This is a genomic window from Streptomyces sp. NPDC001339, from assembly GCF_042895955.1.
Taxonomy (GTDB): Bacteria; Actinomycetota; Actinomycetes; order Streptomycetales; family Streptomycetaceae; genus Streptomyces.
Genome location: NZ_JBIAWT010000005.1, coordinates 447,339 through 467,462, shown reverse-complemented (window position 1 = coordinate 467,462; position 20,124 = coordinate 447,339). Strand labels below are relative to the sequence as shown.

General features: G+C 67.3%; 22 protein-coding genes. 7 read left to right on the top strand and 15 right to left on the bottom strand.

All coding sequences use genetic code 11. The features are described from left to right. Nucleotides 1-92 precede the first annotated feature (92 nt). From ACFY12_RS17475 to ACFY12_RS17460, 4 genes are all read right to left on the bottom strand, one after another. Nucleotides 93-896: a HEAT repeat domain-containing protein gene (locus ACFY12_RS17475; protein ID WP_390716644.1), complete on the bottom strand. Its 804-nt coding sequence runs from the start codon at nucleotides 894-896 to the stop codon at nucleotides 93-95. Between the two features lie 86 nt (nucleotides 897-982). Next, the gene (locus tag ACFY12_RS17470; RefSeq protein WP_390716643.1) at nucleotides 983-1,882 is read right to left on the bottom strand and encodes a hypothetical protein; all 900 of its coding nucleotides are present in this window, start codon (nucleotides 1,880-1,882) and stop codon (nucleotides 983-985) included. A 373-nt stretch (nucleotides 1,883-2,255) separates the two neighbouring features. After that, nucleotides 2,256-2,474 carry a hypothetical protein gene (locus tag ACFY12_RS17465; protein ID WP_390716642.1) on the bottom strand — a complete coding sequence of 73 codons (219 nt, stop codon included), beginning with the start codon at nucleotides 2,472-2,474 and terminating at the stop codon, nucleotides 2,256-2,258. A 36-nt stretch (nucleotides 2,475-2,510) separates the two neighbouring features. Further along, nucleotides 2,511-2,771 carry a hypothetical protein gene (locus ACFY12_RS17460; protein ID WP_390716641.1) on the bottom strand — a complete coding sequence of 87 codons (261 nt, stop codon included), beginning with the start codon at nucleotides 2,769-2,771 and terminating at the stop codon, nucleotides 2,511-2,513. Between the two features lie 450 nt (nucleotides 2,772-3,221). On the opposite strand from ACFY12_RS17460, the gene ACFY12_RS17455 reads away from it, so the two are divergent. Continuing rightward, nucleotides 3,222-4,097 carry a helix-turn-helix domain-containing protein gene (locus ACFY12_RS17455; protein WP_390716640.1) on the top strand — a complete coding sequence of 292 codons (876 nt, stop codon included), beginning with the start codon at nucleotides 3,222-3,224 and terminating at the stop codon, nucleotides 4,095-4,097. Further along, nucleotides 4,090-4,311, top strand: coding sequence for a DUF397 domain-containing protein (locus ACFY12_RS17450; protein ID WP_390716639.1), 222 nt, complete (start codon nucleotides 4,090-4,092; stop codon nucleotides 4,309-4,311). Before ACFY12_RS17455 ends, ACFY12_RS17450 begins: the two co-directional genes overlap by 8 nt. A gap of 129 nt (nucleotides 4,312-4,440) precedes the next feature. Here the strand turns inward: ACFY12_RS17450 and ACFY12_RS17445 are convergent, their stop codons facing one another. The 4 genes from ACFY12_RS17445 to ACFY12_RS17430 form a co-directional block, all read right to left on the bottom strand. Further along, on the bottom strand, nucleotides 4,441-4,788 hold the full coding sequence (locus tag ACFY12_RS17445) for a hypothetical protein (protein ID WP_390716638.1): 348 nt from the start codon (nucleotides 4,786-4,788) through the stop codon (nucleotides 4,441-4,443). Beyond that, nucleotides 4,785-5,999, bottom strand: coding sequence for a DUF4258 domain-containing protein (locus ACFY12_RS17440; protein WP_390716637.1), 1,215 nt, complete (start codon nucleotides 5,997-5,999; stop codon nucleotides 4,785-4,787). Before ACFY12_RS17440 ends, ACFY12_RS17445 begins: the two co-directional genes overlap by 4 nt. Then, nucleotides 5,999-6,316, bottom strand: a complete 318-nt coding sequence (locus tag ACFY12_RS17435; protein WP_390716636.1) for a WXG100 family type VII secretion target — start codon at nucleotides 6,314-6,316, stop codon at nucleotides 5,999-6,001. Before ACFY12_RS17435 ends, ACFY12_RS17440 begins: the two co-directional genes overlap by 1 nt. 229 nt (nucleotides 6,317-6,545) lie before the next feature. Continuing rightward, nucleotides 6,546-6,950 (bottom strand): VOC family protein, encoded by a 405-nt coding sequence (locus ACFY12_RS17430; protein WP_390716635.1) that lies wholly within the window; start codon nucleotides 6,948-6,950, stop codon nucleotides 6,546-6,548. Between the two features lie 243 nt (nucleotides 6,951-7,193). Here ACFY12_RS17430 and ACFY12_RS17425 point away from each other — a divergent pair, with 243 nt between their 5' ends. Both ACFY12_RS17425 and ACFY12_RS17420 read left to right on the top strand, forming a co-directional pair. Continuing rightward, nucleotides 7,194-8,093, top strand: a complete 900-nt coding sequence (locus ACFY12_RS17425) for an alpha/beta fold hydrolase (RefSeq protein WP_390716634.1) — start codon at nucleotides 7,194-7,196, stop codon at nucleotides 8,091-8,093. Nucleotides 8,094-8,375: 282 nt separating this feature from the next. Beyond that, nucleotides 8,376-11,798 carry a S41 family peptidase gene (locus ACFY12_RS17420; RefSeq protein ID WP_390716819.1) on the top strand — a complete coding sequence of 1,141 codons (3,423 nt, stop codon included), beginning with the start codon at nucleotides 8,376-8,378 and terminating at the stop codon, nucleotides 11,796-11,798. Between the two features lie 205 nt (nucleotides 11,799-12,003). Here ACFY12_RS17420 and ACFY12_RS17415 read toward each other — a convergent pair whose 3' ends face one another. From ACFY12_RS17415 to ACFY12_RS17400, 4 genes are all read right to left on the bottom strand, one after another. Continuing rightward, nucleotides 12,004-12,198 (bottom strand): hypothetical protein, encoded by a 195-nt coding sequence (locus ACFY12_RS17415; protein WP_390716633.1) that lies wholly within the window; start codon nucleotides 12,196-12,198, stop codon nucleotides 12,004-12,006. A 74-nt stretch (nucleotides 12,199-12,272) separates the two neighbouring features. Then, nucleotides 12,273-13,205 carry an SDR family oxidoreductase gene (locus ACFY12_RS17410; protein WP_390716632.1) on the bottom strand — a complete coding sequence of 311 codons (933 nt, stop codon included), beginning with the start codon at nucleotides 13,203-13,205 and terminating at the stop codon, nucleotides 12,273-12,275. Next, nucleotides 13,202-14,107 carry an alpha/beta fold hydrolase gene (locus ACFY12_RS17405; protein WP_390716818.1) on the bottom strand — a complete coding sequence of 302 codons (906 nt, stop codon included), beginning with the start codon at nucleotides 14,105-14,107 and terminating at the stop codon, nucleotides 13,202-13,204. The genes ACFY12_RS17410 and ACFY12_RS17405 overlap by 4 nt, the downstream gene beginning before the upstream one ends. 125 nt (nucleotides 14,108-14,232) lie before the next feature. Then, entirely contained in the window at nucleotides 14,233-15,801 is a 1,569-nt protein-coding gene (locus ACFY12_RS17400; RefSeq protein WP_390716631.1) for a flavin-containing monooxygenase, read from the bottom strand. A 422-nt stretch (nucleotides 15,802-16,223) separates the two neighbouring features. On the opposite strand from ACFY12_RS17400, the gene ACFY12_RS17395 reads away from it, so the two are divergent. The 3 genes from ACFY12_RS17395 (at nucleotide 16,224) to ACFY12_RS17385 (ending at nucleotide 18,488) form a co-directional block, all read left to right on the top strand. Continuing rightward, on the top strand, nucleotides 16,224-16,997 hold the full coding sequence (locus ACFY12_RS17395; RefSeq protein WP_390716817.1) for a MerR family transcriptional regulator: 774 nt from the start codon (nucleotides 16,224-16,226) through the stop codon (nucleotides 16,995-16,997). Between the two features lie 411 nt (nucleotides 16,998-17,408). Continuing rightward, a complete protein-coding gene (locus ACFY12_RS17390) occupies nucleotides 17,409-17,918 on the top strand; it encodes an FxLYD domain-containing protein (RefSeq protein ID WP_390716630.1) in 510 nt (169 codons plus the stop codon). A gap of 330 nt (nucleotides 17,919-18,248) precedes the next feature. Then, nucleotides 18,249-18,488 carry a hypothetical protein gene (locus tag ACFY12_RS17385; protein ID WP_390716629.1) on the top strand — a complete coding sequence of 80 codons (240 nt, stop codon included), beginning with the start codon at nucleotides 18,249-18,251 and terminating at the stop codon, nucleotides 18,486-18,488. Between the two features lie 75 nt (nucleotides 18,489-18,563). Here ACFY12_RS17385 and ACFY12_RS17380 read toward each other — a convergent pair whose 3' ends face one another. From ACFY12_RS17380 to ACFY12_RS17370, 3 genes are all read right to left on the bottom strand, one after another. Next, nucleotides 18,564-19,292, bottom strand: a complete 729-nt coding sequence (locus ACFY12_RS17380) for a protein kinase (protein WP_390716628.1) — start codon at nucleotides 19,290-19,292, stop codon at nucleotides 18,564-18,566. Between the two features lie 113 nt (nucleotides 19,293-19,405). Beyond that, the gene (locus tag ACFY12_RS17375; RefSeq protein ID WP_390716627.1) at nucleotides 19,406-19,630 is read right to left on the bottom strand and encodes a hypothetical protein; all 225 of its coding nucleotides are present in this window, start codon (nucleotides 19,628-19,630) and stop codon (nucleotides 19,406-19,408) included. A 199-nt stretch (nucleotides 19,631-19,829) separates the two neighbouring features. Then, nucleotides 19,830-20,045, bottom strand: a complete 216-nt coding sequence (locus tag ACFY12_RS17370) for a hypothetical protein (protein WP_390716626.1) — start codon at nucleotides 20,043-20,045, stop codon at nucleotides 19,830-19,832. Between the last annotated feature and the right edge of the window lie 79 nt (nucleotides 20,046-20,124).

Here is a 20,124-nt window from a genome sequence, read left to right as displayed (position 1 = left end):
CGCCCCCTGCCCGTATCTCCCGGGCAGGGGGCGAAGGTCGTGCGGTAGCGGCGGCCGAATTCCCCTTGCCCTCTCAGAGGGTCGTTGCCCTCTCAGAGGGTCGTACCGTCCCCCGGCCAGGTCTGCGGCAGCGGATCAACCGCCCTGGAGAGCGTGCACCGAAGGGCTTCGGCGAGCGAGGCATCGGCGGTGGAAGCCGCCTGGTGCACTCGCTCTGCGCGCCCCCACAGCATCAGTGCCTGCACGGCCGCGTCCCGGATCTGAGGACGCCGGTCGCCCAGCGCCTCGACCAGCCCGGCCTCGGCCGGGTGGCCGTCCAGCGTCGAAGCCGCTCCGGCGTGGTGCAGCCTTCGTACGGACTGGATCGCCAGCAGCCGGAGCTGAGTTGACGGATCATCCAGGACCGCAACCAACGGGTCGAGGGCGGCCGGATCGGCCGTGTCGCCCAGGGCCATGACCGCGGAGACACGCACCGTGGCGCTGTCCACCCCCAGCCGCACGGTGTACCGCTCAACGGGCGGCGGGCTCAGGCGCTTGAGCCGGGTGTAACCCCACGGCGATCGCGGAAAGGTGTCGGGGTACGCCAGGGCGCCCCAGCTCATGACCTTCCGGACCAGACGGTTCTTCGGGGGACGGGGCTCCAGCAGGTCCCGGAAGGGCTCCACGTCCCGGTCCGGGTCCAGCTCTGCCGCGACCCGGACCGCGAGTCCGTGGAGATCGGGTTCATACAGGTCGTCGAGGTGGTCGAGCGCGGACATGCGCGCGACGAACCGCATGACGGCGGTGTCCGCTCGTGGGCCGCCGATCCTGTGGAGGTCCAGCAGAGCTCCGGAGAATTCCTTCTTCCGGTCGCCGAGCAGAATAGCCTCGGCCTCTTCGAGGCTCCCGGTTGTCATGCCACCCTTCCCTTCCTGCATCCCTTCCCGCTCCCCTTCCTCCATTCCCGCGCGCCGTGGGCGGAGAGAGGCGAAGAAAGAAGCATCTACTTCTTCGCCGCGAAGAACACGCAGCCCAAGGCGGCGAACGCGGCCTTCTGCTGAGCGGTCATCGCGCTGGGGTTCTTGGCTCCGTGCCAAGCGCCCTTGGCGCACTTGACGCCGTACTTCTTGGTGTACTTCCAGGCCGTCTTACCAGCCTTCTTGGCCCACTTCTTGGTCTTGTCCCACCACTTGGGGTCGGCTACCACCGGATAGGCGGTGGACTTGTCGGTCTGGATCGTCTGGACAAGTTCGTTGCCGTCGAGGCGGTAACTGGTGGCGACTGCCTTGCCGTTGTCGTCCTTGGCCCAGGGCGCTTCGAACGCCCCGATGATTTCTCCCTCACCATCGGTCGTACCGTCGGCGATGACCAGGCTGCCATCCTCGGTGATGATGGGGACGGCGTCCTTGGGAAGGTCCAGCGGGAAGCGGTACTCGGTGGGAGCGGACGCGTCCTTCAGCGTGATCAGGGCGCTCGCGCTGCCTTCCGTCGTGACCTGTGCGGCAACGTCCACGGCCCCGCCCTCCAGCTGCGGATAGACCACGGTGCCGCCGGTGGACGCGTGGGCCTTCGCCGCGTTCGAGCCGGGCAGGCCGATCTTGATCTGCGCCCCGGCGGGATCCGTCACCGTCATCTTTCCCGCGCTGGTGGCAGGCAGATCCACCCGAGTACCCGAGGCCTCCGCCGTCAGGCTTCCGTCGGCAGCCGACCGGGGAGCCGCGATCCGCGCGGCCCCCGTGGCCTTGTCCACCAACGCGGCGGCACGGGCGGCCGCTGCGGCTGCGCGGGCGGCCGCTTTCGCACGGGCGGCAGCATCGCCGGCGGGGTCGTGGGTGGCGGCGTGGGCGGGAGCCATGGTCGCGAAGACCGCACCGGCGGTGAGAGCGGCGATGGACGAGATCACCGAGGTACGGACAGAACGGCGTGCCGATATGTGCACAGAGATTCCCTCGTTTTTGAGCTATAACAGCGGGGCAAGTACACCTAAATGCCCCGACGTTGGTCTTTATGATCTTTGCATGGCGTCTCGATTGTGTATAGAGACGGCAAAGAGAGGTAGATCACAGACCGACTTGCCCCGCCATGCACCAATCGGTTGCTCGCACGCTGAGCGTCGTCTCCCGGCCCTCTCCCCCCCGGGCATCAGCCGAACGACAGCACGCGCGCCGGCCGCTCGAACCACGGGCGGACGCTGCCGTCCGGCTCCCTCGTGAGCCCAAACCGATCAAGGCCGGGTCAGGACTCTTCGCATGCAGTTGCCGCCGAGGCGGTCGGCGTCAACGCCGCTCACCGACCACCGATTCCCGCGACGCTTGACGCTTGGCGATGGCCTGCTCCAGCTGGATGGCGTACAGCTCCATCTGTCCCGGGTCCATGACAAGGACCGACGGCCGCGTCGCACCGTCACGGTCGTGGATGGTGACTGGCAGCGCGGCCTGCTGAGCGCGGGGGTCGTAGGCGATGTCGCGCTGGTCGATGGTGACGTGTGAGATCAAGACATGTCTCCTCAAAGGGGTTAGGTACGCCGTGGGTTACTCACGCGACGGCTGAGCAGAAGCCCCGCCAGTCGTGTCCGGGGAGCCATCTTCAGATTCAGAAGTCGTTCGCTTCCCGAGCCCGGCACGTTCGCCCTGAGTGCGACCGAGCAGCCGGTCCGACGGGCCGAGTTGTGCGGCCTCGATTCGGTCAGCGAGCCGGGACAGCGGCCCGTCGCCATCCGTGGAGAGATAGCAGGGCCTGCCGTCTTCACCGGTCCACGGCAACCGCCGCAACGAGGCGCTATCGCCGTTCACCGCGCCACCTCCCACTGCTCGCAGGTGAGCAGGTACGGGCGGACCATGGCCGTTCCCCGCCCGTCGATCGGGGCATCTGTGGCGTACGGGCCCGGGCGCCGGACTGCATGCATCACGGCATTCGGCCTGGCAGCGCAGGAAGAGCGGGGAGGGTGGCTCAGTGGATCGGCCCGATGTCGGCCACGCGGGGCGAACCACGACCGTAGTCGATCAATGATCAGCACACTCTTTCCCGGCATGACCTCAACTCCCTTGCAAGAAGCAGGTGATGGACTCATGAGAAGCTTCTCATTGGAGTCCAATGAATGGCTGACTCGTGAGGAGAGTTCACCAATGTGGGTGACGCACGGCGGACGACCCACCCGTGCCAGCTCTTGCTGCATACGCTCGCCGCGTTGATCCATCACTGGACGCCGCAGATCAACGGCGAGCAGGAAGGAAAGGGCAAGGATGACCGCGACACTGACAGGCCCGGCCGGACGCATGCAGATCGCCCGTGGCCTGATCTCGCTGCGTGAACGATGCGGCCTGACCCAAGCGCAGGTTGCTGAGCGGGCCGGCGTCAGCAAGGCGACGGTGAGCCGCTACGAGATGTGGCAGGACCGCGCCCGGATCCGGTGGGCCACGGTGAAGGCGATCGCCGATGCCTGTGACGCATCCGAGAGTGAGCGCGACGCGTTGGTGGAAGCCGCACGGACACAAGCCGACGGCTGGTGGGTCGGGAACAGCGCGGTTCCGGAATGGATGGACCCGCTGGTCTCCTTCGAGCACGAATCCGAGTACGAGCACCTCTACGCAAACACCGTCATCCCCGGCCTACTCCAAACCCGGGAGTACGCCCTCGCCATCCACCAGGCACGCGAGGTCCGCAGCCCAAACGATGTGATCGAGCACATGGTGGAAGCCCGGATTCAACGCCAGGGCATCCTCCGCCGGGAACCCGCACTGCACCTGTGGGTTGTGCTGGACGAGGCCGTGATTCGCCGCACCGTCGGCAACGCGGGTGTCATGGCACGGCAGTTGGACCACCTCTACAACGTGGCACAGAGCCCTGCCGTCGAGATCCAAATCCTGCCGTTCAGCGCCGGAGCCCATGCGGCCGGTGCTGGCCACTTCGTCATCCTGGGCCGGAACGACGAACGGAACCCGCTCAACTCCATGGCCGTGGTCTACATCGAGATGCGGCGGCGTGGCCTGTATCTCGACGACGCGGAAGACGTGGCCGCCTATAAACTCACGTTCGACTACCTTCGCTCGCAAGCAGCCGACACCTCAGCGTCGTTGCGGCTGCTGGCCACAGCACGTCAGGAGCTGTCCCATGACTGATCGCTCGCCGTCCCGCACCGGGATACCCGCCACCGCCTGGTTCAAAAGCAGCCACAGCGGAGGCGAGGGCAACGAATGTGTGGAGGTGGCGGACTTCCACGGCCGAATCGCCGTCCGCGACTCCAAACACCGGCGAGGCCCCGCGCTGACCTTCCCAGTGGCGGCATTCGCGTCATTCATCGACACAGTCCGGGCCATCTCGGCCGACGGCTGAGAATCCCGTTCTCTTGCTAGGGAACCGTCGCGACCTCGTGGGTACGCGAGAGCCATCCGCCGAGCAACAGCCCGTTACGCCGAGGCCTCACTTGCCTACCACGAAGAGGATGGTCCCTCGTCAGAGGTGCTATGCAGGAAGGCGCGAGAGAAGGTCTGCCAACGCTTCGAGTTGGTCGTCAAGGGCCGCCACCTGCTCCGCAGGCAGAGCATCCCAGTTCTGGTCAACGGCAACCGAGAAGATGACTTCCACCCCAAAGGCGGCAGACTGGAATTTCTCCAACCATTCGGTTGGGGACATCTGCAAGTCAGCGGACAAATCTCCCAAGGCCTCCACTCCGCGGTCAGAAAAGGACTGCGAAAAGGACATCAGGTCGTCAGCCAGGGTTTTGAGGGACATTTGTTCGCGCTCAAATCTCGCCAGACTGTGTTCCACGAGGTGGCGTTGGTTTGCCCACCATTCCATTTCACTGTTCACTGCTTGATGATCCCTCCGGCAACCGTCACCACGCGACCCGTCTCAGAGTTCGTGATGACCGTGACACCTTCCGCATGATTGTAGTGTGCTGTCGTATTGGGGATCTTCCCAGCAACGACCTCCCCGTTTCTGACCGTGTCTTCGACCACAGACGGCATGATCCCGCGCTCCTGCATCCGGTCCAAGGCGTGCCCCGTGTAGGTGCGGCCGTTAATAGCTGTCGGAGCATTCGTGGCCGTCGCACCGTCAGGAACCGCTACCTTGACCTCCCTGCTGCCCCGGTTGATGGCCTTATCGTCCGCATCGCGCGAGCGAATGCTCGTGTCCTCGTGCTTGCCGCGGCGGCCAACTGGGTAGCGCGCGGTGTAGTCGCGCGGCTCAGCGGTCGAATGGGGCTGCTGTGCCTCGCGTCGCAGCATTCCAGCACGGCCCCCAGTCGCCACCGGCGCCCCCTCGGCCATTGCCAACTGGGGCTTAACAAAGGAAGCGTCAGGCAGGATGTGGCGGATGCCACCGCCGTCGCGGATGACCTTGGCCCCGCGGGCCGCGCCGCCCAAGGCGCCGCCCAGCAAGATGCCAGTGACACCAGCATCTTTGACCTCGGCGAGATTGATGCCGTGTTGGTCGCCGAGAAGGTTCCGGCCACCTTGGGCGACTACTACGTCGACGGTGATGGCTTCGATGCCGCCGATGGCGGCGGTGGCCAGGACTGTTCCGGCGATCTCGGCGACGGTGGCGGAGACGGCGATGCCAGCTGTGCTCGCCGCGGCGACGATGGCTTCGGTGGCGCCTACTGCGGCTACCTCGCTGATGCCGCCGGTGAAGAGCGCCAGGGCCGTACCGGCGACCAGGACCGCGCCAGCGATCTCCAGTTCGTGTTCGATCTTCTTCTTGGCTTCGGCGACCTGGTCGGCATATTTGTCCAGGGCTTTGGCCATGTCGCGGGCGGCGGTGGCCACGTCGTCGAGGTAGCCCTTGCCGCCGCCGTGGTACTTGCGCCAGAACGCCCCGAAGGCCTCGATCGACTTGCCTTTGTTGGTGTCGATGACGTCCTGGGCCTTTTTGTGGCAGGCGGCCGTGCAGTCCTCGACGTCATCGGCGTACGTGCGCCAGGCGCGGGCGGCTTCGCGGAGTTCGTCCTCGTCGCCTTCCGGAAACCACATGCCGGTGAGGTCCTGGACGATCTCCTTGGCTTTGTCGGCGGCACCCATCACTTACCGCCCTGTAAGCCGGACTTGGCGGACTGGTCCGCGTCTTCGTGGTTGGCCGCCATGTCGTTCATGGCCTTGGTGATGCTGGACAGGCCCTTGACCAACGCCGCGGCGGCCTTCTCGATCTGCGCCCGGTGTGGCGCGTAGGCGTGCTCGAACTTCTTGCCCTGCTCGTCACCACCCCACGGCTCCCCTAACCCGTCGAGTGCGTGCCGGAGTTTGGCCGTCGCTTGTTGCAAGGCGACGGACTCCCGGTGGAATGTCGGAGCGGCGGATTTCAGTTGGTCGGTGTCTATGTCAAAGCCGTCGCCGGTCATGTGATGCCTCCCCCTTGGCGCCTTTCTGTCACTGGGCGCGAGCCGCTGACAATGCGTCCGGCTCCCAGGTAGTGACGATGGCATACGGCACTGACAACCGCCCCGATGGGAGCGCAATCCAGCCACGCGGCCCACCGTCCAGACCAGCGCGCTGCACACCCATCTGCGCTGGCACAACGCCAACGCTCGGCACCCCGAGGTTCCTGGCCGCCGCTCTCCTCAGCCCGTGTCACCGGTCTCCCCGACCGCGGATCAGTTGGATCAGGTCCCAGCGGTTCCCGTACAGATCCCTGAAGACGGCAACCGTGCCGTAGGGCTCGTGCCGCGGTGCTTCTTCGAATACGACGCCGGCTGCCCGCATGCGCTCATAGTCATGCTCGAAGTTTTCGGTGTTCAAGAACCAGCCGACGCGTCCGCCGGTCTGGTCGCCAATACGAGCCTCCTGCCCACCGGTTGCGGCTCGGGCCAGCAGCACCGCCGTCCCCCTGGCGCCTGGCGGAGCGACCACAACCCAGCGTTTCCCGTCATCGACACGCGTGTCCTCCACGAGTTCAAATCCCAGGACGTCCACGTAGAAAGCGATGGCCTCGTCGTAATCACGCACGACCACGGTCACCAGTCCGAGATAAGGCATCCGACGATCTTGCCGTCAGCCACCTCGCCGGGCCACCCCAACCAGGCGAAACTTCACGGGCACGGCATCAGACGCCGCTCATGGGCTCGGGGTGGGGGTGGTGGGTGGGGGTGGTGGAGCCGCTCGCTCTGCCTCGCGACTCCGCCAGGCCCCGTAAACTCCGCAGGCTACGCGCTGAGTTAGACCCTTGGTCAGGGTTGCCCGTGTGGCTGATCCTGAAGGCGAGACGGGAGGAGTCGTATCGTGGACGTGGAAGCAACAAGGCCTCTTTCCGGGCGGCAGAATTTATCGGTCCGTCTGGGTGGTCACAACATCAAGTACGTTGATTTTGGCGGTGATGGAGTGCCGCTTGTCGCGCTGCACGGGGCGTTCGGGCGTGGGGCGATCTTCGCGGGGCTGGCTGAGGAGCTCGGGTCTCGGGTTCGGGTGATCGCGCCGGATCAGCGTGGTCACGGTTTGAGTGATCACACCGACAGCTACACGCGTGAGGACTTCGTCGAGGATGCCGTCCGGTTTGTGGAGCATCTGGGGGTGGCACCCGTCGTTGTGCTGGGGCACTCGCTCGGCGGGATCACCGCGTATCAGCTGGCTGCACGGCGTCCCGACCTGGTCAGGGCGCTGATTGTCGAAGACGTCGGGCCGGTGATGTGCCGCCCGGAGATCGCTGAGCCCGTGCTGGATGTCCGTGGGTGGCCGATGAGGGCTGCGACGCGGGCGCAACTCGCACGTGCCATTGAGCACGCCGGTGCCCCGGACAGTGGTTACTTCATGCAGAGTGCTGTTGCCGTTGCGGATCCCGGTCGTCAAGGGCAGTGGCGGATGCTGTTCGACTGGGACGAGATGATGGCGGTGCAGGAGAGTGGCCTGGGTGATTGGTGGTCTGACTGGCTTGCGTCCGAGTGCCCCGCCCTGGTGTTGCACGGTGGCAGGAGCCCGCTCCTTCCGGGGGAGCTGGCTCGGGAAATGACCGCGCGGAGGCCACATACTCGACTCGTCGAGTTTCCCGATGCCGGGCATTGGGTTCATGACGATGAGCAAACGGGTATGGCACGTGCGGTCATCGATTTCCTTGACGACACGGACGATTTTCCTGTGCCTCCTGGGCATCCTGGGTCTCGCGCGACTCCGCACTCGGGCTCGTAGCTCTCGTGGCTCGTAGCCCATAGCCCATAGCCCGTAGCCCGTAGGTCCAGCCCCGGCTCATATTCACCCGGCCGACTTGCCGCCCCCACGCCCTCCCGAAACCATGGATGGGTGAGCGATGCACGCGAGGGCGTCGGACCGGGGCCGGAGTCGAGTGCGAGTGATCCGGCGGCTGGGCAGTTGCGCCGCGTGCCAAACGTGCCAGATGCATCGAGCGGGCCAGACGCGGCGAACGGGCCGGACGGGCCAGGCGTTCCCGCCCCGCCCGGCGCAGCCTCGTACCTGCGCTTCCCGCACCTGCACGGCGACACGCTCTGCTTCGCCGTAGAGGACGACCTGTGGGTGGCGCCGATCGCGCCGGACGGGCAGGAGCCCGGGCGGGCCTGGCGGCTGACCGTGGACCGGACGCGGGTCGGGCATCCTCGTTTCTCCCCGAACGGGCGGCATATCGCGTTCACCAGCTGGCGCAGTCTGGATCCCGAGGTGTATCTGGCACCGGTCGAGGGCGGCCCGGCGCGCCGGCTGACGTACTGGGGCAGCACGGACGCCCGCGTATGCGGATGGACGCCGGACGGTCACATCCTGGCGGTGTCCTCGCACGGCCAGCCGTTCTCGTACTACTCCTGGGCGTACAAGCTGGCGACCGACGGCAGCCCGGGCCGCAAGCTGCCCTGGGGACCGGCCGCCGATATCGCGGTCGCCGACGTCGACGGTGAGCACAAGACGCTGCTGCTCACCGGCAAACCGCCGCATGAGCCGGCGTCCTGGAAACGCTACCGGGGCGGCGCGATGGGGCGGATGTGGCTGCACGGAACGCGGCTGCTGCCGGATCTGTACGGGCATCTCGACTCGGTCATGTTCGTGGGCGGGCGGATCGCGTTTCTGTCGGATCATGAGGGTGTCGGCAATGTCTATTCGTGTCTGCCGGACGGGACCGATCTGCGCCGGCATACGGATCACGCCGATTTCTACGCCCGGCACGCCTCGACCGACGGCGAACGGATCGTCTACCAGTGCGCCGGCGACATCTGGCTCGTCGACGAGCTGAGCCGGGATTCCGTACCGCGCAAGCTGTCGGTGCGGCTGGGCGGGCCGCGGACCGGACGCCGCGGCTACCAGGTCCCGGCCGCCTCGAACGTCACCTCGCTCGCCGTGGACGCCACCGGCCGCGCCAGCGCCGTCGGCGTACGCGGCAGCCTGTACTGGCTCACCCACCGCGACGGCCCGGCCCGGACGATCCACGACACCCCGGGCGTACGGGTCAGGTTGCCGGAGATGCTGGGGTCCAGCGGACGGATCGCCTACGTCACCGATGCCGAGGGTGCGGACGCCATCGAGATCACCAACCTCCCGCGCGCGAGTGAGGCCGGCGAGCCGCGCCGGCTGGCGGCGGGGCAGGTGGGCCGGGTGCATGAGATGGCCTCCTCGCCGGACGGTGAACGGCTGGCGGTGGCCGCGCACGACGGGCGGCTGCTGCTGGTGGACGTGACCCGGCCGGGCGAAGAGCCGACCGAGGAGGACCGGAGTGCGGAGGAGGAGGCGGCCGGGCCCGGTGGGGTGACCGAATTGATCCGTTCCGCCAACGGCCCGGTGCGCGACCTGGCGTTCTCGCCCGACTCGCGCTGGCTGACCTGGTCGCATCCGGGGATCGGCCGTTCGCTGCGGCAGATCAAGATGGCCCGGCTCGCGGACCGGCACATCGTGGACGTGACGAATGGGCGCTTCGAGGACGAACAGCCGGTGTTCACGCGGGACGGCCGCTATCTGGCGTTCCTGTCGTGGCGCGGCTTCGACCCGGTCTACGACGTGCACACCGGAGATCTGTCCTTCCCCCTGGGGTGCCGTCCTCATCTCGTGCCGTTGTCCTCCGCCACTCCGTCCCCCTTCGCGCTGTCGCCGGAAGGGCGGCCCGCGGCGGGCGGCCTGGATCCCGACGAGAATCCGCCGACGGCCGGGGAGGGAGCGGTGCTGGTGGAGGTGGAGGGGCTGGAGAACCGGGTCACACCGTTCCCGGTGGCGGCGTCCAAGTACTCCTCCCTGGAGCCGGTCAGCGGCGGCGGGCTGGTCTGGCTGCGCTGGCCCATCTCCGGCGCGCTGGGCGAGACCTTCGCCGACCCCGACAAGACCTCGAGCCGGCCCACCCTCGAACACTTCGACCTCACCAAGGCGCGGCGCACCGAACTCACCAGCTCCCTGGACGGGTTCGCGCTCAGCGGCGACGGCACCCGGCTGGTCGTCAACGATGAAGGTGAGCTGCGGGCCATACCGGCCACCGAGCCGTCGGACAGCGATTCCACGGTCTACCTGGATCTGCGGCGCATCCTGCACGACGTCGATCCGGGAGCGGAGTGGCGCCAGGGGTTCGAGGAGGCGGGCCGGATCATCCGGGCGTACTTCTGGGATCCGCAGATGTGCGGAATCGACTGGGACGCGGTGCTGGCGCAGTACCGGCCCATGGTCGAACGGGTCGCATCCCCCGACGAGTTCGCCGATCTGCTGCGCGAGGTGCTGGGCGAACTGGGCACCTCGCACGCCTATGTCACCGGCGCCCGGCGCAACGAGGGGCCACCGCACTACCAGCGCGCCATCGGCCTGCTCGGCGCCAACTTTGTGTGCAGGGACGGCCATTGGATCGTGCAGCGGATCCTGCCGGGTGAGTCGTCGGACCCCAAGGCCCGCTCACCGCTGGCCGGTACGGGCATCCGCGAGGGCGCCGAGCTCACGCATGTCGACGGCCGCCGGGTGGACCCGCTGACCGGGCCGTATCCGCTGCTGGCCGCGGCCGGCGGCACCACCGTCGAGCTGACCTTTTTCCCGCCGGACGGCAACGGCAAAGGCGGCGACGACGGTGACGGGAAAGGTGAAGGTGAAGGTGAAGGCGGCGGCAGTGACGGGAAACGTGAAAGTGAAGGTGAACGCAACGGCCATGCCCGCCGCGTCGCGGTGGTCCCGCTGGTCGACGAGCGGCCGTTGCGCTACCAGGACTGGGTCGCCAAACGCCGTGCCGTGGTACGGGAGCTGAGCGACGGCAAGTGCGGCTATCTGCACATTCCCGACATGGGCGGCTCAGGCTGGGCCCAGTTCAACCGCGATCTGCGGAAGGAGGTCTCCCGGCCCGCGCTGATCGTGGACGTCCGGGGCAACGCCGGCGGCAACATCTCCGAGTTGGTCATCGAAAAACTGACCCGCACGATCATGGGCTGGGACCTCACCCGCGACGCCGAGCCGGTCTCGTACACCAGCAACGCCCCGCGCGGCCCGGTCGTCGCGGTCGCCGACGAAATGACCTCCTCCGACGGCGACATGATCACCGCGGCCTTCAAGTTGCAGGGCATCGGCCCGGTGGTCGGGATGCGCACCTGGGGTGGGGTGGTCGGGATGACCGGTCGGCACCGGCTCGCCGACGGGACGGCGATCACCGTCCCGATGAACGCGGCGTGGTTCCGGCTCTACGGGTGGGGCGTGGAGAACCACGGCGTCGAGGTCGACATCGAGGCGCTGCGCTCGCCGCTGCACTGGGCCGAGGGGCGGCAGCCGACACTGGGCGTGGCGGTGCGTACGGCACTGGATCTGCTGGAGCGGCACCCGGCGGCGACACCTCCGGACCTCTCGGACGTACCGGACCGGCGGCGACCCGCACTGCCACCGCGGAACGGGGCGGCACGGAATGGGAGCACGGCGGATTCGGAGGCGGAGGGGGCATGAGGCAGAGGGGGCACAGCGCCAACTCCCCAACAACCCGAATCCCGAATAGCAGCCCGAATAGATAGCGCCAACTCCCCAACAGCTCAGGGAACATGACGATGGGCGCACCCGATCAACCGGGTGCGCCCTGCTCGCACTGCCCCATATCGCCGTTTCGCATTTCGCATGGTGTTTCAGGTTCGCATGGTGTTTCAGGACGGCCGCATCAGGTCTCGTCGTCGTAGCGGTACTGCTGCTCCTCGCGCAGTTCGTCCATCGGGTCCGGTGCGGTCCGGCTACGACTCTGGCCCTGACTCTGGGGCCGTCGGCCCTGACCTTGCCGCTCCGCACTCTCCTGTGCCTGCTGCGCCCGGTCCCTGAGTTCGTTGGCCTTGTCCTGGAACTGGTCCCTTATGCCCATGCTGTTCACTCCTAGTGAGGTGTGGGGTTGGGCCTCGACCAGCGTGACACGCCCGAACATTGCTCGCACTTCGATCACGGATGGGTACCCTCCGTGACGCCCTCCACATGTGCGGCGGCGCGCGCCTTCTCGTCCGCCTCCCCACCCGCGCCGACCAGACCGATCCGCACTCCGTCCAGCCGCTCGCCGAACCGCCGCACCTCACGCTGGCCCACCGTCCCGATGAGCGCCGGCAGACAACCCCGCAGCGACTGCATCCCGCGCAGCCACCACTGCCCGTAGACATGCGCGGAACGGCGCTCGATGCCCGCGACGAGCCGGTCGACCGCGGGACCCAGCGGATACGTCTTGTTCGACGGCCAGGGCATCCGGGCACGCATCTCACGGAACGTGTCGTCCCGGTCCGCACCGCGCACCATGTCGGTGTCGGTCCAGCTCAGATAGCCGACGCCGACCCGTACGCCCCGGTGGCCGACCTCCGCGCGCAGACTGTGCGCGAACGCCTCGACGCCCGACTTGGAAGCGCAGTACGCGGTGAGCATCGGCGCGGGGGTGATCGCGGCGAGCGAGGCTATCTGCAGGAAGTAGCCGCGGGATTCGAGCAGTACGGGCAGGAAGGCCCGCCCGGTGACCGCGCTGCCGATCAGGTTGACCTCGATGACCCGCTTCCAGGCGACCGGATCGGAGTCGACGAACAGGCCGCCGGTCGCCACCCCGGCGTTGGCGACGACCACATCGACCTTCCCGAAGCGGTCCTTGACCTCGCCCGCGATCTGGGCCATCGCCGCGTGGTCGGTGACGTCGGCAGGCCAGTGGTGTGCCGGCCCGTGGAGTGCGGCGGCCACCTTCTTCAGCTCGTCCGGCTCCAGGCCGACCAGCGCCAGCGTCGCACCGCGCGCCGACAGTTTGCGAGCCAGCAGGGCACCGACCCCGCGCGCCGCGCCGGTGACGACGATGACCTGCCCGGCCAGACTCCTGGCCCCTCTTCCGTTCCCTCGCCCGCTCACGCCGTCCTCCCCCTCTGCTCTCCTGTCGTCTCCTGCTGCTCCAGGTGGTCCTGCTGCTCCAGGTGGTCCTGTACGAGGACGCGCAGCCGGCCGGCGACCGTGCCCGGGTCCTCGATCGGTGTCATATGGCCCCGCCCCGGCAGTTCGGTCAGTTCCCGGCAGTCGGGGAGCACGGAGACCATCCGACGAGCGTGCACCAGCGGCGTCAGCCGGTCCTCGGTCCCCGCGATGACGGCAGTCGGCATCGTCAACTTGCCCACCCTGCCGGTCAGTTCAAGGCCGTACAGCACCTTGCCCCAGTGCGCCCGCACACCCGTCGGGCAGGCGTGCACGATACGGGCGCAGGCCTCGACCTGCTCGGGGGTGGAGCCGGCGCCCATCGTGGCGTACTTCAGTGCGCGCTTGGTGAGCGGCGATACGGGCCCGAGCGGTGTGCGCGAGTGCAGCAGCAGCCAGTGCGCGTGGCGCCGGGCAGCCGGGCTGCGGAAGGGGAAAACCAGGGCCTCTTCCGCGAGTTCGGCCGGTCCGGTGCTGCACAGCAGCACGGCGGCGGCTCGTGCGTGCAGCTGTGGCCGCTCGACGGCGGCCATGATCGTCATGCCGCCCATGGAGTGGCCGCCCACCACGGCGCGTTCGCGCGGCTCAAGGGTCCGCTCCAGTACGGCGATCAGGTCGTCGGCGAGGGCATGGGTGCTGTGGCCGGCGGGCCGGACTGCCGGGCTGCGTCCGTGTCCCCGCTGGTCGTAGACGATGACCCGGTGGTCGTCGGACAGTTCACGGACGACTGGGGCCCAGAAGGCGGTCGAGCAGGTCCAGCCATGGGCCAGCACGACGGCCGGGGCGTGCTCGGGGCCGTGGATCTCGGTGTAGATCCGGGCGCCGTCGGCGGAGGTGACGGTCATCGTCGTACGCGGCACCGGCGGGGCGTACGGACCGCTGGTGACGTGACCGGGGTGGCTGTGGCTGCGACTGCGGCTGCGACTGTGGCTGTGGCTGTGGCTGTGGCTGTGGCTGTGGCTCATCCTGCTCATGCGGTCGCCTCCGCAGGTGCACCGCCGGTGGACATCGCCATCGCCGTACCCGCCGTCGCACCACCCGGCCGCAGAACCTCGTACTCCGCGAGGTCGACCCGTCGCGTCACCTTCCTGAACTCCGTGGTGGTGCCCGGCCAGACGGTCGTATTCCGCCCCTCCGCATCCAGGTACCAGCTGTCACAGCCGCCGGTGCTCCACACCGTCCGCGCCATCCGTCGCTGAATCTTCCGTGTCCATTCGTCCACCGCGGACTGCCGCGCGTTCAAGGCGATCTTCCCTCCCAGAATGTCCAACTGCCGCAGAAAATCCACCATGTAGTTCAGCTGGGACTCGATCATCAGGATCATCGAGCTGTTCCCCAGCCCGGTGTTGGGCCCGATGATGGTCAGGAAATTCGGGAAGCCGGCCGCACTGGAGCCGCGCAGCGCGGCCATCCCGTTCTTCCACTCCTGTGCCAGCGTCGTCCCATTGGCCCCCATGACGCGCTCCGCGATCGGCATGTCCGTCACCCGGAATCCGGTGCCGAAGACCATCGCATCGACCTCGGCCGTACTTCCATCCGTACCCACGAGCGTGCTGCCCCGCACCTCTTTCAGCCCGGCCGGTACGAGGTCCACATTCGGCTGGGTCAATGCCGGATAGTACGTATTGGAGAGCAGAATGCGCTTGCATCCGATGCGGTAGTCCGGTGTCAGCGCGGCCCGGAGAGCCGGATCCTTGACGGCCTTCCTCATGTGCTGCTTCGCCATGAACTGGACCATCCCCAGCTCTTTGGGCCGCTTGGTGAAAGCGTTGACCTGCATCTCCCTGATGCCCCACAGCAGCCCGCGGCGGGCGGTGCGGGTGGCCGGGACCCTGCTGTGCAGCCACTGTTCGGCCGCGGTGATTCTGCGGTCGGCGCGCGGCAGCACCCACGGCGGAGTGCGCTGGAAGAGCGTGAGCCGCTCCACCTCCGGCTGAATGGCGGGCACGATCTGAATCGCCGAGGCCCCCGTGCCGATGACGGCGACGCGCTTACCGCGTAGCTCGTACTCGTGATCCCAGCGCGCCGAATGGAAGACCTTCCCGGGAAACCCGTCGATCCCCGGAACGTCCGGAATCTTGGGATCCGACAACGGCCCGGTGGCGGACACCACCACATCCGCCGTCAGCGCGCCGGACGCCGTATCGATTTCCCACCGCAGTTCGTCGCCGCTCCACCGCAGACTTCGCACTTCCGAGTGGAACCGGATATGTGGACGCAGCCCGAAATTGTCCGTGACCCGCTCCAGGTACGCACGGATGTGGGGCTGCCCGGAGAAGTTCCGCGGCCACTCCGGATTCGGGGCGAAGGAGAAGGAGTACAGATGCGACGGTACGTCACACGCGCATCCCGGATAGCTGTTGTCCCGCCAGGTCCCGCCGACCGAACCGGCCCGTTCCAGGACCACGAAATCGGTGATCCCCGCCCGGCGCAGCCGTACCGCCGCCCCCAGACCGCCGAAGCCCGATCCGATCACCGCCACCCGCACATGCCTACGGCCGCTACCTTCGCTGCCTTCGCTGCCTTCGCGCCCGGCCATCCGCCGCCTCCCGAGTCCGACGCCCGCTCTTGCCGCCCGTTGCCTGCTGCCTGCTGCCTGCTGCCTGCTGCCTGCTGCCTGCTGCCTGCTGCCCATTACCTGTTGCCACAACCCGACCAACCGCGCCAACCACGCCAGCAATCACTGGCGCAATCGAGCACACTGGGAGAGTAGGGCAGCCACGTACCGAGTGGTAGGGGTCGGGAGGCGGAAAGTTACCGCCGGTCACCCCGGCTCGACGTCCTGTCCCCGGCAACGGGCGACCGGCATAGGGTGCACCCGTGGCAGCGAACGAGACCTCCAGAGAGCACTCCACGCCCGAGCACCCCCGGAACGAGACCTCCGGCGAACGCCCCGGCGCGCACTCCACGGACGAGCCCGCGCAGCCCCGGGAAGGCAGCCGCCCCACGCGCGAACTCCGCATGGCCGAGCTGGCCGAGGAAGCCGGGATCACGGTCCGCACGCTGCGCTTCTACCGCGAGCGCAAGCTCATCCCGCCGCCGCGCCGTGAGGGCCGGATCGCCTGGTACAACGAGCACCACCTGGCCCGGCTGCGCACCATAGGCGCCCTCCTGGAACGCGGCCACACCCTCGGCGGTATCGCCGACCTCCTCTCCGCCTTCGAGGCGGGCCGCGATGTGGGCGAACTCCTCGGCCTCCAGAGCCCCTTGCTCCCGCCCTGGTCCGAGGAGACCCCCGTCCGCCTCACCCCGGAACAGCTCGCCGACCACTTCAGCCGGGACATCACCCCGGAAAACCTCAGCACGTCCTTCGACATCGGCTATCTCGCCACCGACGGCGACGAGTTCGTCCACATCAGCCGCCGCCTCCTGGACGCCTCCACCGAACTCGTCAACAAGGGCATACCCCTGACCGCCGTCCTGGAGGCCGGCCGCAAGATCCGCGCGCACGCCGACGCCCTCGCCGACATCTTCACCACCCTCATCCACACCCACCTCCTCCCCCACGACCTGGCACACACCCCCACTCCCACACCCACACCCACTCCCACCCCCGAAGACCTACAGCGCATAGCCCACACCATCGAAAGCCTCCGCCCCCACGCCAAGGGCGTGGTCGAAGCCGAGCTCTCGATGGCCATGGACCGCCGGGTCCGTGCAGAACTGGAGGGCCGCTTACGGGACCGGAACGGAGAGCAGGCGGACATGCGGGAGGAAGGGGAGGCAGAGGCATAGCCGGACCCCGCTGCCCTACGGCGGGCGAACGGGGCCGCGTCGTGCGGGAGTCAGAGGGGTGCCTTCAGTGTCCCTGGCTACAGGTCGAAGGCGACCGTCACCGGCGCGTGATCGCTCCACCGGCACGTGGCCAGTAGCGCTGTCGAAGGCACAGAAGCGCTCACCGACCCGGATACGGACTGGTCACTGCCAGAAGATCTCTTCCACAACGACCCGAGGGGCCTCGACCCGTAGATGATCGTGTTGCGAGCTCTATGTGAGACCAATGCCCTTGCCTTTCGGGACTTACGTCCTGGCAACTGGTGACCTTCGCTGGCGAAGAAGTAACACATTGATCTCACACTCTGTTAACAGAGGCTTTATGACCCGTTCCCGCAGAGGGGAGCGGCCGATGAAGGAGAACCGCCCCCGATGAGCGAACGGACTTCACTGCGGGACGCATTGTGGGATCCGAAGGTGCCCAGGCCCTTTCGCCGATTCCGCACCATGGCTGCCCGTTCCATCATCTTCTTCATCATCGTCTGTGTTGCCGGCACGGCGTGTGGCTTCAGTAATAGCTTCAGGTCCCTCAAGGAGCACGAACGGGACAGGGCTGCGGCTCAGGAGACCCGCGAGAAGTCCGAGGAGGCCAGGAGGGGCGTGAAAGTCGGCAAGATCGAGATCGGTGAGCACTCCTCCGTCGGCACCCTGCTCACCGTCACCAACCACTCATCCATGACCTTGTCCTACACCGTGAGTGTCGATTTCCTCGATGCCAGCGGCAAGCGCGTGGACAAGGGCGGAGCCGTCATCGATCGCCTGGATCCGGGCGAGACCGAGACAGCCAGGGTGACCGCGGCGAAGACCATAGGCTCCGGCAACGACAAATTGAAGATCGCCGAAGCAAAGGTCTTCAAGGTTCAGCACCTCGAACACCCTTAAAAAGATATCTGCTCACCCACGCCAATACGCTCCATTCGCCAAGCTGTTCGTGGGGTTCTTCATTCGGCGCCGGCAAAAACAAGCAGGCCCAGCCCCATTGCCAAGCCCATCACCACGAGCGCGCTGACGACAACAGCCACAACAACGCCAGCAACGCCACATCCGAGACGCATAAGTCTATTCCTCCCCAAGGGTGAGCCAAAGATTCGCCATCTTTACCCAAGGTGCACATCCCGCGCAAAATGATCTACAGAGGTTCGCTCAGCTGCGGCCCTATTTCCTTCTTGGCTTGAGGGTGCCGCAGACCAGGGGCGCGGATACCTTCGCATCATGGACTTCAACATCACCGCTGAGGAGGAAGCGGTCGCATTCCGTGTGGCCGCCGCGCTCCGGGCCGGCCGCTCCCCCACGGATGACGACCTGGCGGAGGAGCTGGGTGAAGAGGTTCGTCCTCTTCTCCAGTCCCTTCTTGATAAGGGCTGGCTGGTGGTGAACGAGGAGCGGGAGCTGTCTTTGTCGGTGATCGCGCGGGCTGCGGTGTCCAGCCGGAGGGATGTCGAGGGGCCGTGAGCGGATAGGCGTGAGGGGCCCCGCCCACGAGATGGGGCGCAGTGCGGAGACCTCACTGTCTGCACTGTCTGCCGGTTAGAGGGCGTTGTGGATCTCTGCGCATACCTCTGTTGCGGTCGGCCGGTCGGCTGGGTAGCGGTTCATCATCTGCGCGATGAGTCTCCCCAGCGGGCCCGGTACGTTGATCGGCCGGTGAGGCTTGTCCACGATGGCCTGGCGCTGGTCTTTCCGGTCGGCGTCGTCCGGGTAGGACACGTGTCTCCAGCCGGTGGCGGAGATGAACCATGAGGCCCCCAGCGCGTACACGTCGGCCTCTTTCGTGGGCACAGCCGTGCCGGTGGTCAGGATGCCTTGCGAGATCTCTGGCGCTTCGTAGTGGACAAGGCAGCCGCGGTACTGGAAGTCGTAGGCCGCGGGCACTGCGCCGCCCTGGGCCAGGCCCAGATCGATAAGAAAGGCTCCGTTGGACCCGAGGATGAAGTGATTGGGTTGCACGTCGCCGTGTACCCATCCCCTCTCGTGAAGGTGAGCCAGAGCAGTAGCACACGCGAGGGCATCGTTCAGGTTTGGTTCCTTGGGGTCGGTGGAATGCCGGCCCGGCTGCCATAGGTCGAAGAGAGAGGTTCCGTCGCGCCAGGGCTGGGCGCTCCAGGTGCCTTCGGCCCATTCGCCGAGGAGCACGCGCTCAGGAGAGATGAGCTGCCGCAGAATGGTAGCTTCACGAGCAGGTGCCAGGGCTGTCCACTTGTGAACTTCGGTCGGATAGCCGAGCTTGACCGCGTAGCGGCTCTCGGGGGTTTGCACGTCCCAAACGGTGGAGCCCCGCCGGTCTACGACGAGTTGCGTGGTGTGTGGTCCCAGGGCGTTTTTGACGTGTGTGGGGAGTCCCTCCACGGGGAGCGGGCCCGGCCTCAGGGCTAGTCGGGAGTCTCGGGGGTGTCGTTGTGGGAGCCGCCCCGCACGTGCTCCGCGATCTTCATACCGGCGATCACGGCCAGTCCGTACTCCGCCTGATCACGATGCTTGGAGCGCTCCTCGGCCAGCGCTGCGCACCGTCCGCAGCTCTTTACGGGCTCCGGGTCGAGGTCCCGAGGACTGTACGGCCAGGGAAGCTCAACGGGGCGTTCCTGGTAGCCGCTCATGCTCGACGCCTCCGGCCAGCCACGCGGGCGCGAAGACGGTCAAGCTCGTTCGGAGCCCTGTATTCGTCGGTCTCCCACGTCTCCTCGCCGTCCAGCGAAGTCAGGGTTACCGTGCCGGCGTCCCACCCCGCTGCTTTGCCGACCCGGCCGCTAAGCGCGTCCTTGACCAGCACGCCCGCTGACGGCACCCACGGGGCGATCACCGCGTACTCCGCTTCGCGTGCGGGTGGTTGCTCAGCTCCGTGTTGAGGTCAGCGACCTTGAACCAGTCCCCGCGCGCTTCGGCCAGCTGCCGTTCGTGCACCAGCGATCGGCATACGTCGCACTCTGCCGGGGGCTTCTGGGCGGGTTTGGGCTGGCTCAGGTGCACGGGCGGGGGCATCGTGCGCTGGCGTTCAGGGCTCGTGGGTTGCATAGCCACTCCTCTCCGTAGCGCTTCCGCTACCGGGGAGCCTCAGCGTGGCCTACAGTCGGAGTACCCATCAACTAGGGAA

Coding starts and splice junctions, on each gene's coding strand:
- ACFY12_RS17405 (WP_390716818.1), bottom strand. CDS start 14,107: ATGACCGTCACCTCCGCCGACGGCGCCCGGATCTACACCGAGATCCAC.
- ACFY12_RS17455 (WP_390716640.1), top strand. CDS start 3,222: ATGACCGCGACACTGACAGGCCCGGCCGGACGCATGCAGATCGCCCGT.
- ACFY12_RS17475 (WP_390716644.1), bottom strand. CDS start 896: ATGACAACCGGGAGCCTCGAAGAGGCCGAGGCTATTCTGCTCGGCGAC.
- ACFY12_RS17385 (WP_390716629.1), top strand. CDS start 18,249: ATGGACTTCAACATCACCGCTGAGGAGGAAGCGGTCGCATTCCGTGTG.
- ACFY12_RS17450 (WP_390716639.1), top strand. CDS start 4,090: ATGACTGATCGCTCGCCGTCCCGCACCGGGATACCCGCCACCGCCTGG.
- ACFY12_RS17400 (WP_390716631.1), bottom strand. CDS start 15,801: ATGGCCGGGCGCGAAGGCAGCGAAGGCAGCGAAGGTAGCGGCCGTAGG.
- ACFY12_RS17395 (WP_390716817.1), top strand. CDS start 16,224: ATGGCCGAGCTGGCCGAGGAAGCCGGGATCACGGTCCGCACGCTGCGC.
- ACFY12_RS17435 (WP_390716636.1), bottom strand. CDS start 6,316: ATGACCGGCGACGGCTTTGACATAGACACCGACCAACTGAAATCCGCC.
- ACFY12_RS17430 (WP_390716635.1), bottom strand. CDS start 6,950: ATGCCTTATCTCGGACTGGTGACCGTGGTCGTGCGTGATTACGACGAG.
- ACFY12_RS17440 (WP_390716637.1), bottom strand. CDS start 5,999: ATGGGTGCCGCCGACAAAGCCAAGGAGATCGTCCAGGACCTCACCGGC.
- ACFY12_RS17415 (WP_390716633.1), bottom strand. CDS start 12,198: ATGGGCATAAGGGACCAGTTCCAGGACAAGGCCAACGAACTCAGGGAC.
- ACFY12_RS17375 (WP_390716627.1), bottom strand. CDS start 19,630: ATGAGCGGCTACCAGGAACGCCCCGTTGAGCTTCCCTGGCCGTACAGT.
- ACFY12_RS17370 (WP_390716626.1), bottom strand. CDS start 20,045: ATGCAACCCACGAGCCCTGAACGCCAGCGCACGATGCCCCCGCCCGTG.
- ACFY12_RS17390 (WP_390716630.1), top strand. CDS start 17,409: ATGAGCGAACGGACTTCACTGCGGGACGCATTGTGGGATCCGAAGGTG.